Source organism: Yimella radicis (assembly GCF_054778255.1).
In genome coordinates this window covers 121,436-137,789 of record NZ_BAAGZR010000003.1, presented here as the reverse complement: position 1 = coordinate 137,789, position 16,354 = coordinate 121,436, and the positions used below count along the sequence as shown (strand labels likewise).

General features: G+C 66.9%; 14 protein-coding genes and 1 tRNA gene. 4 read left to right on the top strand and 11 right to left on the bottom strand.

Annotated features, from left to right (window positions below; genetic code table 11):
• Positions 1–19 precede the first annotated feature (19 nt).
• From treY to ACYU8W_RS02415, 3 genes are all read right to left on the bottom strand, one after another.
• Entirely contained in the window at positions 20–2,422 is a 2,403-nt protein-coding gene (treY, locus tag ACYU8W_RS02425; protein ID WP_499466335.1) for a malto-oligosyltrehalose synthase, read from the bottom strand.
• 152 nt (positions 2,423–2,574) lie between these two features.
• Positions 2,575–2,805, bottom strand: a complete 231-nt coding sequence (locus tag ACYU8W_RS02420; RefSeq protein ID WP_499466632.1) for an antitoxin — start codon at positions 2,803–2,805, stop codon at positions 2,575–2,577.
• 118 nt (positions 2,806–2,923) lie between these two features.
• Positions 2,924–2,996 (bottom strand) — tRNA-Lys (locus ACYU8W_RS02415).
• 112 nt (positions 2,997–3,108) lie between these two features.
• Here ACYU8W_RS02415 and ACYU8W_RS02410 point away from each other — a divergent pair.
• The 3 genes from ACYU8W_RS02410 to ACYU8W_RS02400 all read left to right on the top strand — a co-directional run bounded on the left by ACYU8W_RS02410 (position 3,109) and on the right by ACYU8W_RS02400 (position 6,666).
• Entirely contained in the window at positions 3,109–5,673 is a 2,565-nt protein-coding gene (locus ACYU8W_RS02410) for a DEAD/DEAH box helicase (RefSeq protein WP_499466333.1), read from the top strand.
• 9 nt (positions 5,674–5,682) lie between these two features.
• The gene (locus ACYU8W_RS02405) at positions 5,683–6,318 is read left to right on the top strand and encodes a hypothetical protein (protein WP_499466331.1); all 636 of its coding nucleotides are present in this window, start codon (positions 5,683–5,685) and stop codon (positions 6,316–6,318) included.
• 87 nt (positions 6,319–6,405) lie between these two features.
• Complete coding sequence (locus ACYU8W_RS02400) at positions 6,406–6,666, top strand: hypothetical protein (RefSeq protein WP_499466329.1); 261 nt, start codon at positions 6,406–6,408, stop codon at positions 6,664–6,666.
• Between the two features lie 238 nt (positions 6,667–6,904).
• On the opposite strand, the gene pstB is transcribed toward ACYU8W_RS02400, so the two are convergent.
• The 8 genes from pstB to ACYU8W_RS02360 form a co-directional block, all read right to left on the bottom strand.
• Positions 6,905–7,681: a phosphate ABC transporter ATP-binding protein PstB gene (pstB, locus tag ACYU8W_RS02395; RefSeq protein ID WP_141929281.1), complete on the bottom strand. Its 777-nt coding sequence runs from the start codon at positions 7,679–7,681 to the stop codon at positions 6,905–6,907.
• Positions 7,682–7,714: 33 nt separating this feature from the next.
• Entirely contained in the window at positions 7,715–8,623 is a 909-nt protein-coding gene (gene pstA, locus ACYU8W_RS02390; RefSeq protein WP_499466327.1) for a phosphate ABC transporter permease PstA, read from the bottom strand.
• Entirely contained in the window at positions 8,620–9,633 is a 1,014-nt protein-coding gene (gene pstC, locus ACYU8W_RS02385; RefSeq protein WP_499466325.1) for a phosphate ABC transporter permease subunit PstC, read from the bottom strand. The genes pstA and pstC overlap by 4 nt, the downstream gene beginning before the upstream one ends.
• Positions 9,634–9,716: 83 nt before the next feature.
• Positions 9,717–10,871: a phosphate ABC transporter substrate-binding protein PstS gene (gene pstS / locus ACYU8W_RS02380; protein ID WP_499466323.1), complete on the bottom strand. Its 1,155-nt coding sequence runs from the start codon at positions 10,869–10,871 to the stop codon at positions 9,717–9,719.
• Between the two features lie 220 nt (positions 10,872–11,091).
• Positions 11,092–12,015 (bottom strand): NUDIX hydrolase, encoded by a 924-nt coding sequence (locus tag ACYU8W_RS02375; protein ID WP_499466321.1) that lies wholly within the window; start codon positions 12,013–12,015, stop codon positions 11,092–11,094.
• A 23-nt stretch (positions 12,016–12,038) separates the two neighbouring features.
• Entirely contained in the window at positions 12,039–14,345 is a 2,307-nt protein-coding gene (locus tag ACYU8W_RS02370; protein ID WP_499466319.1) for an RNA degradosome polyphosphate kinase, read from the bottom strand.
• 13 nt (positions 14,346–14,358) lie between these two features.
• Positions 14,359–15,228 (bottom strand): mycothiol synthase, encoded by an 870-nt coding sequence (gene mshD, locus ACYU8W_RS02365; RefSeq protein ID WP_499466317.1) that lies wholly within the window; start codon positions 15,226–15,228, stop codon positions 14,359–14,361.
• A gap of 31 nt (positions 15,229–15,259) precedes the next feature.
• A complete protein-coding gene (locus tag ACYU8W_RS02360) occupies positions 15,260–15,991 on the bottom strand; it encodes a winged helix-turn-helix transcriptional regulator (protein WP_499466316.1) in 732 nt (243 codons plus the stop codon).
• 122 nt (positions 15,992–16,113) lie between these two features.
• Between ACYU8W_RS02360 and ACYU8W_RS02355 the strand changes: the two genes are divergently transcribed.
• Positions 16,114–16,347 (top strand): MoaD/ThiS family protein, encoded by a 234-nt coding sequence (locus tag ACYU8W_RS02355; RefSeq protein WP_129624618.1) that lies wholly within the window; start codon positions 16,114–16,116, stop codon positions 16,345–16,347.
• Positions 16,348–16,354: the final 7 nt, after the last annotated feature.

Below are 16,354 nucleotides of genomic sequence, written 5' to 3'. Positions count from 1 at the left end.
GCGGTGTTCTCCTTGGTCGTCATGAGGCGGCGAGCTCCAGCAGCGCCACCGGCATCGTGGTGAAGAGGTCGGCACAACGCACGTGGCGGCCGCCGTCGTACAGGCGCCCGGACAGCAGGTTGGTCCAGGTGCCCTCCGGCAGTTCGACGGTGGCGTCGGCCCAACCGCCCTCGAGAGCGAGCCGACTCGGGGTGCGGGTGGCCAGAACGGCGACGGCGGCGGGCTGCCCGCGGCGCAACACGCCGGACATCAGGCCGGGTGCGTAGTTACGCACGAACCCGAGCAGGTGCGGGCTGTCGGACTCGATCGGGGTGTACCCGCCGGAGTCACCGAAGACCTCGGGGTGCCGCTGGCGGGTCAGCAGCGCGCTCTGCACGACGAACTGCTTCTCGGAATCGAGGTCAGGAGTCTCGTGGGTGCCGAGGGTCTGCGCACGCTCGGAGTATTCGACCGGACGCCGGTTGTCCGGGTCGACGAGCGACAGGTTGACGTACTCCGTGCCCTGATAGGTGTCGGGCACGCCGGGCAGCATCAGCTGAATCAGCTTGGTGCCCAACGTGATCGCCCGGATGGACTCCGCCAGGTCGGCTTCGATCCGGGTGCTGAGCGCGGAATGTCCGGCGTCGTCGCGCAGGCGCTCGGCGAACGCGATCACCCGTGCCTCGTACTCGGCGTCTCCGTCGACCCAGGCGGTGTGTTCCTTGCCCTCGCGCAGGGCCTTCTCCAGGTAACCGGTCAGCCGCTCGTCGTCGATCTCGCCGACGCCGAAGAGGGTCTGCCACACCAGGTGAGCCGTCGGTCCGTCGATGTGACCCTGCGCGAGTGCGGCTGCGGACGCGGACAGTTCCTGCCACGCGGACGGCTCGCCGGCGACCGCGAGAATCCGGGCTCGGACGTCCTCGCTGCGCTTGGTGTCGTGGGTCGACAGGCTGGTCATGGTGCGCGGCCAGTTCCGCTGCTGGTAGACGGCCCACTGGTGCAGCAGATCGGGGCTGGCGCCGGCGACCAGCGTGGGGTCGGAGCCGACCTCGTTGAGTGCAACGAGGCGGTGATAGCGGTAGAAGGTGGTGTCCTCGATGCCCTTGGCCATCACCGGGCCCCAGGTCTGCTGCAGGCGAATGGCGAAATCCGTTGCGGATTCGTCGTCGTCGGCGAGCAACGTCACTGGGATGAGGGACTCGATCTCGTGCTGGAGTTGCGGACGCGCCTCGACCGCGGCCGTGAAGGCCTCCCGCAGTCGCGCCCGGGCGGCCGGCGTCAGACGCTGATCGGGCTGCACGTATGCGCGGTACACCTCACCGGCGACGAGCAGCTCCACGACCGCCTCGCGCAACCGCTCCGGGTCGAGATCGGGCAGCGCCTCGCGGGCGCGACGGGTCAGTCGGTCGACCTCCGGCGAGAGCGCATGCGTGACGATCCAGCGCTTGGAGTCTTGGACGATGGCGTGGAAGTCGGGATTGCCGCCCGCCGCGATCCAGGTTTCGTCCAGCACGTCGGCGCTCGCGGAATCGGTGAACGCGGCCTGCACGACCCGTAGTGCGTCGTACCCGGTGGTGCCGGCGCACTTCCAGTCCGTCGGCAGGCGCTCGTCACCCTCCAGGATCTTCTCGGTCCAGATCGGGGTGTCCTTCTTGCATGCGGACGTCAGGCGTTCCAGGTAGCCGGACGGGTCGGCGAGGCCGTCCGGGTGGTCGATCCGGAACCCGTCGATGAGGTCTTCGTGGTGCAGACGCAGCAGCAGCTCATGGGTGGCGTCGAAGACCTCGGGCAGTTCGACCCGGACCGCGATGAGTCCGTCGACCTCGAAGAACCGGCGGTAGTTGAGCACCTCGTCCTTCTCGCGCCAGGACGCCAGGCGGTAGTGCTGCCGGTCCAGCACCTGGGCGACGTCGCCCTCCTCGGTGCCGAGGGCGACCGGCCAGACGTGCTCGTAGTAGCGCAGCACCGGTTCGCCGCTGCCGAAGGTGTCGAGGGTGAGTTCGCCGGCCTCGAGCACTTCAGCGAGTGACTGGCCGAGCACGGGCAGGCCGATGCGCCCGCCGCCCACCTTCCAGTCGATGTCGAACCACTGCTCGGTGGACGCGTCCCGCCCGTCCCGCAGCACCTCCCACAACGGACGGTTCAGGTACTCCGGGGCGACGAACGCCATGTGGTTGGGGACCACGTCGACGACGATGCCGAGGCCGAGCTCGTGTGTCTTCTCGGCGAGTTCGCGGAAACCGTCCTCGCCGCCGAGCTCGGGGTTGATCCGCGTGTGGTCGACGACGTCGTACCCGTGCATGGAGCCGGGGACGGCGGTCAGGATCGGGGAGAGGTACAGGTGTGAGATGCCGAGTTCGGCGAGGTAGGGCACCTGCTGCGCCGCGTCCGCGAAGGTGAATCCGGAGTGCAACTGCAGGCGGTAGGTGCTGGTGAAGGGCATGGCACCCATCTTGCCCACCCATGCCGTCCGGACGGGCGTTGCGGGGTGGCGATGCATATCACGCGGAGGGCCGAACAAGGAGACGAGCAAGGAGAACGGGGCGCGTCACTCGTGGTGACGCGCCCCGACATGCGCTGGATCGTGGTGCAGCCCTACTGTTGCTCGCCGCCCTGGCCGTCCTGGCCGGCGCCCTGGTCGCCACCACCGAACTGGTCACGTGCGAAGTCCTGGCCCTTGTCGACGTGCTCGGCGTGCTGGCCGCCGGTCTTGTCGTCGACGAAGTCGCCACTCTTTTCGATAGCCTGGTCGACCTTGTCGCTGTGCTGGCCGCCGAGGTCCTTGGCCTTGTCGCCGAGGCCACCCAAGTTGTCGCCGAGACCCATCACAATCAACTCCTTGTTGTCGGTTGGTTCGTGCCAGGTGACCCTCGTCGGGAGCACCTGACAACCAGGGAACCACTCCGGTCAGGGTGGGTGGGCCTTGACGGTCGTCAGAAATCTGTGGGCCCTCCGGGGCTCGAACCCGGAACCAATGGATTAAAAGTCCACTGCTCTGCCAATTGAGCTAAAGGCCCTCGCTCGCCTGGCGAGCGGAGGTCAGCCTACCTACCGCACAGCGGACCCGAAAACCGGCGCAGCGAACCGGCGATTCGGACGGCCGAGCGAGTGTTGGCAGGATGGTCGCTGATGACCACCACCTCGCCGTCGAAGGCACCCGACCTCACCGCGCGCATCCCTGAGAGTCCCGACTCCGATGCGCTCTACGAGGCGTTCGCCGGGTGGGCCACGGATGGTGGGTTGTCGCTCTACCCACACCAGGAAGAGTCGATCATCGAGATCCTCTCCGGGGCGAACGTGATCCTGGCGACGCCGACCGGCTCGGGAAAGTCGATGGTCGCGACGGCGGCGAGTTTCGTCGCGATGGCCGACGACCGCGTGAGCTTCTACACGGCTCCGATCAAGGCGCTGGTGTCGGAGAAGTTCTTCGCACTCTGCGAGATTTTCGGCGCCGACAACGTCGGCATGCTCACCGGCGACGCGTCGGTCAACGCCGACGCCCCGATCATCTGCTGCACCGCCGAGATCCTCGCGAATATCGCTCTGCGCGAGGGCAGTTCGGCGGACGTCGGCATGGTGATCATGGACGAGTTCCACTTCTACTCCGATCCGGATCGCGGTTGGGCGTGGCAGGTACCCCTGCTGGAACTCCCGCAGGCCCAGTTCGTGCTGATGTCGGCGACTCTCGGCGATGTCAGCTTCTTCGCGCAGGACCTCACCCGCCGCACGGGTAGACCGACTGCGGTCGTCGCGAACGCCGAGCGCCCGGTGCCGTTGTCGTTCGAGTGGGCGATGACCCCACTGCACGAGACGCTCGAGGAACTGCTCACCACGCACCAGTCGCCGGTGTACGTCGTCCACTTCACCCAGGCCGCCGCGCTGGAACGAGCGCAATCACTGCTTTCGCTCAAGATCCTCACCGCCGACGAGCGGGCGCAGATCGGTGAGTTCATCGGTGGGTTCCGGTTCTCGGCCGGCTTCGGCAAGCAACTGAACAAGCTGATCCGGCACGGCATCGGGGTGCACCACGCCGGCATGCTGCCCAAGTACCGCCGGTTGGTCGAGACCCTCGCCCAGCGTGGACTGCTCAAGGTCATCTGCGGCACCGACACCCTGGGCGTCGGAATCAACGTCCCCATCCGGACGGTGGTCTTCACGGGGCTCACCAAGTTCGACGGCACCAAGCAGCGGCTGCTCAAGTCGCGCGAGTTCCATCAGATCGCCGGTCGCGCGGGTCGGGCCGGGTTCGACTCCAGCGGAACCGTCGTCGTCCAGGCGCCCGACCATCAGATCGAGAACGCCCGCGCGCTGGCCAAGGCGGGTGACGACCCGAAGAAGCAGCGCAAGGTGCAGCGCAAGAAGCCGCCCGAGGGCTTCATCAACTACACCGAGGAGACCTTCGACAAACTGGTCGGTTCAGCCCCGGAGGCGCTGCAGTCCCGCATGCGGGTCACACACTCGATGATCCTGAATGTCGTTGCGCGCGAGGGGGATCCGTACGCAGCGATCAGCCGTCTGCTGCGCGAGAACCACGAGGACGAGCGTCGTCAGCGGCGACTGTCGAAAAGGGCCATCGCCCTCTACCGGGAGCTTCTCGCAGCCGGAGTCGTGCGCCGACTGGACGCACCGCTGGACGACGGTCGTCAGGTCGAACTCACCGCGGACCTGCACGAGAGCTTCGCCCTCAACCAACCACTGTCACCGTTCGCACTCGCGGTGCTGGATGTGTTCGACCCGGAGTCACCCACCTACGCACTCGACGTCGTGTCTGTCGTGGAGGCGATTCTCGAGGACCCCTTCCCGGTCCTGCGGGCCCAGCAGTACCGGGCACGCGGCGAGGCCGTCGCCCAGATGAAGGCCGACGGAATCGAGTACGAGGAACGGATGGAACTGCTGGAGGAGGTCACCTGGCCCAAGCCGCTGGAGGAACTGCTCACGGCCGCCTTCGAGACCTACCGCAGCAACCAGCCGTGGGTGCCGCAGGAGGCGCTCTCGCCGAAGTCCGTCGTCCGGGAGATGTACGAGAACGCCTGGAGCTTCGGCGAATTGGTACGCCAATACGAGTTGTCCCGCTCCGAGGGGGTCGTGCTGCGCTATCTCACCGATGTCTACCGCACGATGCGTCAACTGCTGCCGGACACCCGCAAGAACGAGGAGATCGACGACATCGTCGAGTGGTTGGGGGAGTCGATCCGCCAGACGGACTCCAGCCTCATCGACGAGTGGGAAGCGCTCACCAACCCCACGCAACTGCTCACCGCGGAGGTGATCCCGCCGACGCCGCGCGGTGTCACCCGCAACGAACGGGCCTTCCGGGTGCAGATCCGCAATGCGATGTTCCGGCGCCTCCAACTCGCGTCGATCCGCCGCGTCGATCGGTTGGCCGCGCTCGACCGTGCGGCGAGCGAGTCGACCGACCCGCCCACGCAGATCGTGATGGATGAGGCCGCGTGGTCGCAGGACCTTTCGCACTACTTCGACGATCACGACGAGATGGTGCTTACCCCTGACGCACGGGGTCCACAGTTGTTGCGCATCGAGCAGCAGGCCGACCTGTGGCGGGTCCGTCAGGTCGTGCTCGACCCCGAGGGTGACCTGGACTGGGGCATCGATGCCGAGGTGCCGTTGGCAGCGTCCGATGAGGCGGGGGAGCCGGTCATCGTCGTGCTCGGTCTCAACCGCATGGACGCGTAACCTGGAGCAATGTCCGACGAGCAGCGTCGCCCCCGGCGTCCCCAACCGATGTCCCCGGAGCAGATCGAGTCGCACGTCGGCAGCTTCGACCCGGCGCGGGCCAGCGAGATCGCGCACGAATCCGCCGCGATTCTGGTGCGCACCGGCCGCGCGGACGATGACCCGGCTTTGACGGCGCGACTGGTGAACCTGGTCGGCGAACTCGGGCTGTCGACGGTTGCCGACCTGTGGTCGAGGCAGCCGGCAGTGAGTCTTCCCGGTGCCCTGTGGCGCGTGTACGCCTTGCGTGAGTGGATCGTCCGGGACGCTGCGGGGGCGTCCGCCGACTTCGCCGAGGGCAGGTTGCGCGCCGACGTGCCCGCGGCCATCGCCGGCTCGGCCGAGCCCCCGTCACCGGATGCCATGCTGGCTCTCGGTGACGCGATTCTGACCGGCGTCTATCGCGGCGAACTCGACACCGCGCTCGAGCGTGCCGCTGCATTCTGCGAGGTCGTCGCGACCGGTCGAGCACACCGCGCGGACTTCAGCGACGGCTACGACGAGGAGGCGGCACGCACCCAGACAGTGTCCGCCTCCGCCATGCGAGGTACTGCGTCGGACCTGCGGCGAGCAGCGGCCGCCTGGCGGTCAGGCACATTGCATTGAGCTCAGTGCATCACGGCGTCATGAGGACGATCACAGTTCCTCTTGTACGATTGTCCTACTTCGGGGGTGGGGGATACCGTTCCGACCGTGGGTAAGAACAAATGGACCCCGGTCAAGCTGCGCCTCAAGCCGCCGATCGGGGGTCACAAGAAGCTGACCGTCGAGGTCAAGGAGAAGCACCTGACCGAGGACGTCGGCAGCTTCACCTTCGGGCTCTGCAAGAGCTGCGACTGGCGCGGCCCCGGGCGTCGATCCCGTGAGAAGGCCCGCGACGACGTCTCCCATCACCACGACAAGTGCGACGGCAAGGGCAAGACCGTCGTGGCCGAAGGTCAGCTCAAGAAGTAGTTCGCCACGATCACCCGGTCAGGGGAACAATCCCAGGTCGGGGCGGGTTAGGCTCTTATGTGTTCGGGCGGCGGCAGCCCCGGGTCCCAAAATCAGCCGCTACGAGCGGCCACGCGCCGTGAGGCGCTCCCCGCCCGGATACGACCAAGGCCCCGCACCACTTTTCGTGGTGCGGGGCCTTGTCGCGTCGGCGAATCCCCCTGATCGCCGCCGGCGGGCTCCGGCCCGAATCGGCAGATCAGCCGAAGCGGCCGGAGATGTAGTCCTCGGTCGCCTTGACCTTCGGGTTGTTGAAGATGGTCGTGGTGTCGTCCATCTCCACGAGCCGGCCGGGCTTCCCGGTGGCCGCGAGGTTGAAGAAGGCGGTCTTGTCCGAGACGCGCGCCGCCTGCTGCATGTTGTGGGTCACGATCACGATCGTGTAGTCCTCCTTCAACTCGTGAACCAGGTCCTCGATCGCGAGCGTGGAGATCGGGTCGAGCGCCGAACACGGCTCGTCCATCAGCAGCACCTGCGGCTGCACCGCAATCGCGCGGGCGATGCACAGACGCTGCTGCTGGCCACCGGACAGTCCCGCACCCGGCTTGTCGAGGCGGTCCTTGACCTCTTCCCACAGGTTCGCACCGCGCAGCGCACGCTCGGTCCGCTCGGTGAGTTCCTTCTTGTTCTTCATGCCGTTGAGGCGAAGGCCCGCGGTGACGTTGTCACCGATCGACATGGTGGGGAAGGGGTTCGGACGTTGGAACACCATGCCGACCGTGCGGCGCACACCGACCGGGTCGACGCCGTTGGCGTAGAGGTCCTGGTCATCCAGTAGCACCTTGCCCTCGACGCGTCCACCGGGGATGACCTCGTGCATCCGGTTCAGCGTCCGCAGGAAGGTGGACTTGCCGCAGCCGGACGGACCGATGAAGGCGGTCACCGAGCGGGGCTCGACCGTCATCGTGACGTCCTCGACCGCCTTGAAGTCGCCGTAGTAGACGTTCAGGTCCTGGACGTCGATGCGCTTACCCATGTACGTGATTCCTTCTTGTGACGAAAACGGCGGTCAGCTCTTCACCTTGCTCATCCGGCTGACGAGCCGGCCGAGCAGGTTGAGCACGAGGATGAGCAGGATCAGGGTGAGCGAAGCCGCCCACACGCGCTCCTGGGTGGGCACGAGACCCATGTTGTCGCGACCGTCGTTGATCATCGTCGGCAGCGTGCCCATCAGGCCGTCGAACAGGTTGGTCGAGATCGAGCGGAAGTAGGGCGCCAGGATGATCAACGGTGCGGTCTCGCCCATGACCCGGGCGAGGCCCAGCAGGATGCCGGTGACGATGCCGGAGAACGCCGTCGGCAGCACGATCTTCACGATCGTCTTCCACTTCGGCACACCCAGGGCGTACGAGGCTTCACGCAGTTCGTTCGGGACGAGTTTGAGCATCTCCTCGGTGGAGCGGACGATCGTCGGCACCATGAGGATTGTGAGTGCGAGACAGACGGCGAACGGGATTCGGTTGAATCCGAAGGTGGTCACCCAGAGCGCGTAGATGAACAGCGCCGCGACCACCGAGGGGATGCCGGTGAGGATGTCGACCATGAAGCTGACCGCGCGGGCGAGCTTGCCGCGTCCGTACTCGACCAGGTAGACCGCGGTGAAGACACCGATCGGGACCGAGATGAGCGCGGTGACGAAGCCCTGCAGCAAGGTGCCCTGGATCGCGTGGACCGCACCGCCACCCTCGCGACGGTTGGTGATGCCCTGCTGGGAGTGAGTCCACCACTGCGATTCCAGCAGCAGGGAGCCACCCTTGACGATGACGGTGGCGAGGATCCAGACCAGCGGGATCATCGCGATGACGAAGGCCAGCCACATGAGGGCCTGTGCGACCTTGTCCTTGACCGCGCGTCCGGCGGACTTCGAGCCGAGATCGACGTGCTGGTTCGTGGCGGTGGCAGTGTCGACGGTGCTCATTCGGTGAAGGCCTTCCGGCGCTCGATGACGATACGGGCGATCGCGTTGACCACGAAGGTGAGGATGAACAGCACCAGACCCGCTGCGATATACGCGCCGGTCTTGCTGGGGCTGTCGAACTCACCGGCATTGTTGGCGATCTTGGAGGCGAAGGTCTCGCCGCCGGCAAGCAACGAAAGGTTCCATTCCGAACCGCTGGCCAGGGCAGACACGATCAGCATGACCGCGAGGGTCTCGCCGAGGGCTCGGCCGAGTGCGAGCATCGCCGCCGAGATCACGCCCGGCTTGCCGAAGGGCAGCACGGCTGTACGGATCATCTCCCACTTGGTGGCACCGAGGGCGAGCGCGGCTTCCTTGTGGGCTGCCGGGGTCTGGGCGAACACCTCGCGGGACAGGGCGGTGACGATCGGCAGGATCATGATCGCGAGGACGATGGAGACGAACGCGATCGACGATCCGCGCGCATTGCTCGCATCTGCGAACAACGGGATCCAGCCGAAGTAAGTGTTGAGGAAGTCACCGACCGGCTCGAAGTACTGGCCGACGATGTTGGCGCCCCACAGGCCGTAGACGATCGACGGCACAGCTGCGAGCAGGTCGACCAGGGACGCGGCCGGCTTGGCCAGCCACTTGGGCGCGTACTGCGTCAGGAAGAGCGCGATGGCGACGCCCAGGGGCACCGCGATCGCCATGGCCACCACCGAGGAACTCACGGTCACCCAGAGCAGACGGGCGATGCCGAAGCGCATCTCGTCAGGGTTGGAGACGTCCCAGGCCTGTGAGGTGAGGAAGTTGTCCTTGTTCTTCAGCAACGCCGGAATCGCCTGGGCGATCAGGAAGACGCCGATCAGGGTGACGATCAGGATGATGATCAGTCCGGCGGCGGTGGCGGCTCCGCCGAAGAGCTTGTCACCCAGACGTCCGGTGTTGGCGCGATCGCCCTCGAGTGGCGTGCGGCCGTCCGGGTCGGGACTGCTGTCCGCGGCCGAGACTCCGGTGATGGAGGTCATGCGTGCTACCTAACTCGCAGATGAAGAGAAAGTGCGAACGTCGGCGGCGGGCCGGCGATCGCCGACCCACCACCGACGGTGAATCACTTGATGGCGCCGATGGCGTTCTTGACCTTGCCGGCGATCTCGCCCGGCAGCGGTGCGTAGCCGATCTCCTCGATGGCCTTCTGCGCGTCGTCCGAGGCGAAGTGGTTCAGGAACGCCTTGACGCTCGCTCCGACCTTCGCGTCCGGGTACTTCGAGCAGACGATCTCGTAGGTGACCAGCAGGATCGGGTAGGCGCCGGCCTCCTTCGTCGCGTAGTCGAGCTTCAGCTTCAGGTCGTGGCCCTTGCCGTCGACCTTCGCGGCGGCGACGGCCTTACCGGCCGATTCGCCGGTCAGTTCGACAGCACCGGAACCGTTGTCGACCTGTGCGTACGACAGCTTGTTGTCTTTGGCTGCGCCCCACTCGACGTAGCCGATGGCTCCCTCGGTGCTCTTGACGGCGGATGCGACACCGGCGGTCTTGGCCTTGCCCTCACCCTTGCCGGACCACTTCTTGGCCGGCTCTGCGGTCCACTTGTCCTTAGCCGAGGCGGCGAGGTACTTGGTGAAGTTCTCGGTGGTGCCCGACTCGTCGGAGCGGAACATCGGCTTGATGTCGCTGTCCGGCAGCTTCGCGTCCTTGTTGAGGTCGGCGATCGCCTTGTCGTTCCACTTGGCGATCTTGCCGTTGAAGATGTCGGCCATCACGGCCGGGGTGAGGACGAGCTTGTCAACATCCGGGAGGTTGTAGGTGATGGCGATCGGGCCGGTGACCATCGGCAGGTTCCACGCCGGGGAGGCGCATGCCTTGTCGGCCTCGGTCTGCTCGATCTTGCCGTCCTTCTCCTTGGTCTTCAGCGCCGAGTCGGAGCCGGCGAAGTTGACCTGCTTGGCGATGAACTGCTTGATTCCTGCACCCGAGCCGGTGCCGTTGTAGGTGACGCCGGCGTCGGCGCACTTCTCGCCGTAGGAAGCGATGACGTCCTGTATCGCGTTGTCCTGGGCGGTCGAACCCTCGGCGGTGATCTTGGTGGTGCCGCACTCGTCCTTGCCGCCCTCTGCACCGCCGGCGGCCGAGGAGGAGCTCGTGGAGCCGTTGTCCTTGGAGCTGTCGCTCGATCCGGGGGTGTTGCTGTCGCTGCCGCAAGCGGTGAGGGCAAAGGCGGCAACGAGTGCCACGCTGGCTGCGCGGCCGGAACGCGTGATCTTCACGGGGGAACCTCTCAGGTGTGACTACCAATACGCCGGCAGATGCACCGACGATGCGAAGGTAGGCAGGGCACGTGACCGAATGACCCCCAGTCGGTGAACACACGGTGAACTGGCCACATCGAAATCCCACCGCAACCTGCGGTTCTGTTATTGACGTGGCCTTCGTGTGGCCCGAATCACAGCGTGGAGGCGGACGGTTGACCAAAAAACGCCGGCGAGGTCAAGGTCGGTGGCGTTCGACGGCGACCACGCGCGCCGTGTCACCCGCCCCGGCAACGTGACAGACCAGCGCCTCGCCCTTGTCCATCCCGTTCTCGGCGAGGCCGCGCAAGGTCGTGCCGGCCAGTCCACCCGGAGTGCAGTAGCTGGCGATCTGCAGCAGCATCGAAGGCAGTACCGGACGGTGTGTGCAGAAGGCAACCGGGTCGGTCCTGGCGAACGCGCGGGCGACATGTTTGACCACCTTGCGCGGGTCGTCGGCGAAGCCCTCTTCCGACAGTCCGTCCTTGAAGATCGGCTCGATATCGGCATACTCCACATAGGGCGCGACCGTGGCCGAGCAACGAACCGATGCCGAACTCAGGATGCGGGTGGGGGCGTAGGCGTCCAGCAACGGGACGAGTGTGCGGGAGCGTTCGACTCCGTCCGGGGTGAGCGGACGCTCGGAGTCCTCGCCGTCCCAGTCGACCCGGGGCACGGCGACCGCGTGCCGGACGACGACGAACGGCCAGGTGGCCAACCCGAACCGGCGCTCGGCTTCGACGATCGCTTGGAGCTGAATGGAATCGCGGGTATAGCTCAACCGTGCCAAGGCCTTGTCGACCGGCAACCATGCGACATCATCGATCTCGTTCTCGAGGGCGCCGTCGCCCGCGATCGCCTCGCCGGCCCAGTACTGGACGTGCTTGAGTTCGCCCGAGCGCAAGGGGTAGCTCGCGTCCGGCAGTGGGATGCCGACGCGGGCACGCAGCCCGGTCTCCTCCTGCACCTCGCGCACTGCCGCCTCGATCCATGACTCGCCGGGATCCAGCTTGCCCTTGGGCCACGACCAGTCGTCGTACTTGGCGCGGTGGACCAGCAGCACCTGCAACGCGCCGCGGTGCCGGCGCCACAGGACCACACCGCTCGCGCCGATCGTCGCCAAGGGGGCTTGTCCGTTCGTCTGGCTCAACGGCGCTGTGCCTTCGTGCGGCGACGGGCGTAGGTGGCGATGAGATCGGCCTGGACGTCGATCAGCGGGTCGCCGGACGCGTCCTTGTGGTGGCGCTCCCAGTGTCCGTCGGCCTGCAGGTGCCACGACGCGGACGTGTCTGCCATGCCGAGGGCGAGCAGTTCGCGCAGGGCCCGGACGTGCTTGGGGTCGATGACCTGCACCAGCGCCTCGACACGACGGTCGAGGTTGCGGTGCATCATGTCGGCGCTGCCGATGTAGACGGTCTCGTCGCCGCCGTCGACGGCGAACCGGAACACTCGGGAGTGCTCGAGGAAGCGACCCAGGACGGATCGCACCCGGATGTTCTCCGACATCCCGGGCACGCCCGGGCGCAGCGCACAGATGCCGCGCACCCAGACGTCGACATGAGCGCCCGCCTGCGAGGCGCGGTAGAGCGCATCGATGATCTTCTCGTCGACCATCGAGTTGACCTTGATCTGCACGGTCGCCGAGCCGCCGGCGCGGGCTGCTTCGGCGACTTCCTCGATCCTCGCGATCAGGCCGGATCGGACCGAGCGCGGAGCGACCAACAGCCGTCTGAACCGGGCGCGCGGGGCCATTCCGGAGAGTTGATTGAACAGGCGAGTGAGGTCCTCGCCGACCACGGGATCGCTGGTCAGCAGGCCGAGGTCCTCGTACAGCCGCGCGGTCTTCGGGTTGTAGTTGCCGGTGCCGACGTGGCAGTAACGACGAATCGTGTCGCCCTCCTGACGCACGACCAGACACAATTTCGCGTGCGTCTTCAGCCCGACCAGGCCGTACACGACGTGGACGCCCGCCCGCTCCAGCTTGCGGGCCCAGGAGATGTTGTTCTCCTCGTCGAACCTGGCCTTGATCTCGACGACCGCGAGCACCTGTTTGCCGGCCTCGGCCGCCTCGATGAGCGCCTGGATGATCGGGCTGTCACCGCTGGTGCGGTAGAGCGTCTGCTTGATGGCGAGCACCTGCGGGTCGGCCGCCGCCTGCTCGATGAACGCCTGGACGCTGGTGGAGAACGAGTCGTACGGATGGTGGAGCAGAATGTCGCCGCCGCGCATCTCGCCCAGGATGTCGGCCTGCGTCGAGCGCTCGACCGGGGACAGCGCCGGGTGCGCCTTTGCCACGAAGGCCGGCCAGCGCAGTTCGGTGCGGGACAGGTCGGCGACCTGTGAGAGGCCGCGCAGGTCGAGCGGCTCCGACAGTCGGTAGACCTCCTTGCGGTGCACGCCGAGTTCGCGGACCAGCATCTCCAGGACGTGATCGTCCATGTCGTCGGCGACCTCGAGTCGCACCGGCGGGCCGAACCGGCGCCGGGTGAGCTCCTTCTCCAGCGCGGTGAGGAGGTTCTCGGCGTCGTCCTCCTCGACCTCGAGGTCCTCGTTGCGGGTGACGCGGAAGGTGAAGTGTTCGGCGACCTGCATGCCGGGAAACAGCTCGCCGAGGTTCTTGGCGATGACGTCCTCGATCGACACGAAGCGGTCCTCGTACAACTCGTCGCTGGTCTCGTCGGCCGGCAGGTGGATCAGCCGGGGGAGCACCGAGGGCACCTTCACCCGGGCGAAGTGCTCGCGTCCGGTCTTCGGATTCACCAGCAGCACAGCGAGGTTCAGCGACAGGCCGGAGATATAGGGGAACGGGTGCGCCGGGTCGACCGCCAGCGGAGTGAGCACCGGGTAGATGCGTTCCTGGAAGTAGGTGTCGACGTGCGCGAGTTCGGGCTCGGTCAGCTGGTCCGGCCGCAGGATGCTGATGCCTTCGTCCAGCAGCGCCGTTCGGATCACCTCGTGGAAGGCGAAAGCATGCTGATCCATCAACTCGTGGGCGGCCTGCGAGATCGCGTCGAGCACCTCGCGCGGCTCCAACCCGGAGGCCGAACGCACCGCGATACCAGCGGCGATCCGTCGCTTCAGCCCGGCGACGCGCACCATGAAGAACTCGTCGAGGTTACTGGCGAAGATCGTCAGGAACCGGACCCGCTCCAGCAGTGGCACCGCGGGGTCGTTGGCGAGCTCGAGCACGCGCTCGTTGAACTGGAGCCAGGAGACCTCACGGTCCAGGAAGCGGTCGTCGGGCAACTCACCGGTGGCGTCGTCGGCGCCGGTTTCGGCTGAGCGGATGAACCGTCCGTTCGAGCCACGGGCACGTTGCGCACGCTCGGCCATGCGGGCGAGCGCGACGTCGCTGGCGGCCGGTGCGTGCGCATCTGTCTCCGCAGTCGCCGCCGGCGTGCTCTGCGCGTCCTGCTCGGCGTCGTGCTCGGTCTTCTGCTCCACCGCGTCCATGGCGCCCATGGTGTCAGGCCTGTCCGGGCCAGGCGTACATGACGTCTTGCGCAGACCGCTCGAACCCGCGACGGCGGTAGGTGGCGATCGCCGGCTCGTTGTCGCCCTCGACGTACAACTCGATCTCCCGAACTGCCTTGTCCCGCAGGTGTGCCAACCCGATCGAGGTGACGTAACCGCCGAGGCCGCGCCCCTGGAACTCGGGGTCGACGGCCACCACGTACACCTCGCCGACGCCACTCGACGGCTCGGCGATCTTGGTCCAGTGGCTGGCCGCGAGCCGGCCGGTCGCGTCGTCGAAGACCAACAGCAGGCCGGAGGGGTCGAACCACGGCTCCGCCATGCGCGCCCGCAGGTCGGGCAAGGTCATCCGCCCCTGCTCGGGGTGGTGCGCGAACGCGCGTGCGTTGACCGCGAGCCAGTCCTCCTCATCACCGGGCCGGAAGGAGCGGGTCGAAAAACCTTCGGGCACAACAGGATCGGTGATGCTGTCGTCGACCGGACGGGACATCACCCACAGGTCGCGGACGACCTGCATCCCTCGGTGTCTCGCGGTCTCCTGCGCGGCCGCAACATCACCGTGCGCCCACACCCGAACCTGCGGATTCTGGTTACGGACGAACTCCAGGAAACGACTCGCGTGGCCGTGGCGGCGGGCGCGGGGATGGACCACGATCTCGGCCCAGGCGGTGCCGTCATCCTCCAGCCGCAGGTGGGAGTAGGCGTCCAGGCCGCCCGCTCCCTGTACGTAGCCGTGCAGGTCCTGATCGGACGCAGGGGCGTCAAGGGCGAGGAAGGTGGCCTCGGACAGCGGGGCGACACCATCGACGGCTTCGGCAGCGTCGGCAAGGGTCACGACATCGGAAAGTGCTGGACGGTCCATGCTCCGATTCCACCACGTCCGGGTCAAGCGGTCAGTTGTCGGCGTGCTCGCTCTGATCGATCTCGGAGGTCTTCTCGTCACTGCCGCGCGCCTCGCGCGGCCCGGCGAATCGATACCCGACGTTACGGACCGTCCCGATGAACGACTCGTTCTCCGGTCCGAGCTTGGCGCGCAGACGACGCACGTGCACATCGACGGTACGGGTGCCCCCGAAGTAGTCGTATCCCCACACCTCCTGCAGCAACTGCGCGCGGGTGAACACGCGTCCCGGGTGGGCCGCCAACTGCTTCAGCAGCTCGAACTCCTTGTAAGTGAGATCGAGCATGGTGCGTCCGACGCGCACCGAGTACGCCTGTTCGTCGATGACCAGGTCGCCGACCACGATCTTGGTGAGGTTCTCGTCCTCCTGCTCGGGTCGGCTCGACAGTGCCAGACGCAGACGTGCCTCAACTTCGGCCGGACCTGCACTGTCGAGCAGCACGTCGTCGAGTTGCCAGTCGGCGTTGACCGCGGCCAGACCGCCTTCGGTGAAGATACCGAGGACGGGATCGGTCGAGCCGGCTCCGCGCAGAAACCTGGCCATCGTCCGGGCCCCGACCAGATCGCGGCGAGCATCGAGCAGCACGGCGTCACTCGGGGGTGGGTCGACCAGTACGTCGGTCACCGCGGGCAGGATCCGGACCCGGTGACCCAGCAGGGCCAAAGCCGGCAGCACCTCGACGCTCGCCCCGCGGGCGTCGGTGAGCAGCAGCAGGTTGGCCATGACAGACCAGAGTAGGTTCGACAGCGGCTGCGCGTCAGTAATCTGCGTCACTTCCGGCGCACTTTCGTCGGTGTGCCGGTGCGACACCAGGAGTAGCCGACCTCGGGCCGTACGCTGGGGTCATGCCGACGATGCGTTATTGGGCCGGTGCCAAGGCAGCGGCCGGGGTGGAGACCGAAGCGGTCGAGGCCGCCACCGTCGCCCAGGCCCTCGAACTCGTGATCCAGCAGCGTCCGGCGCTCGCCTCCGTCGTCCCGCACTGCGCGTTGCTCGTCGACGGTCGCCGGGTGGAGGCCTCCCATGAGGTCGGGCCGTCCGACGTCATCGAGGTGTTGCCGCCCTTCGCCGGCGGATGACACGCAG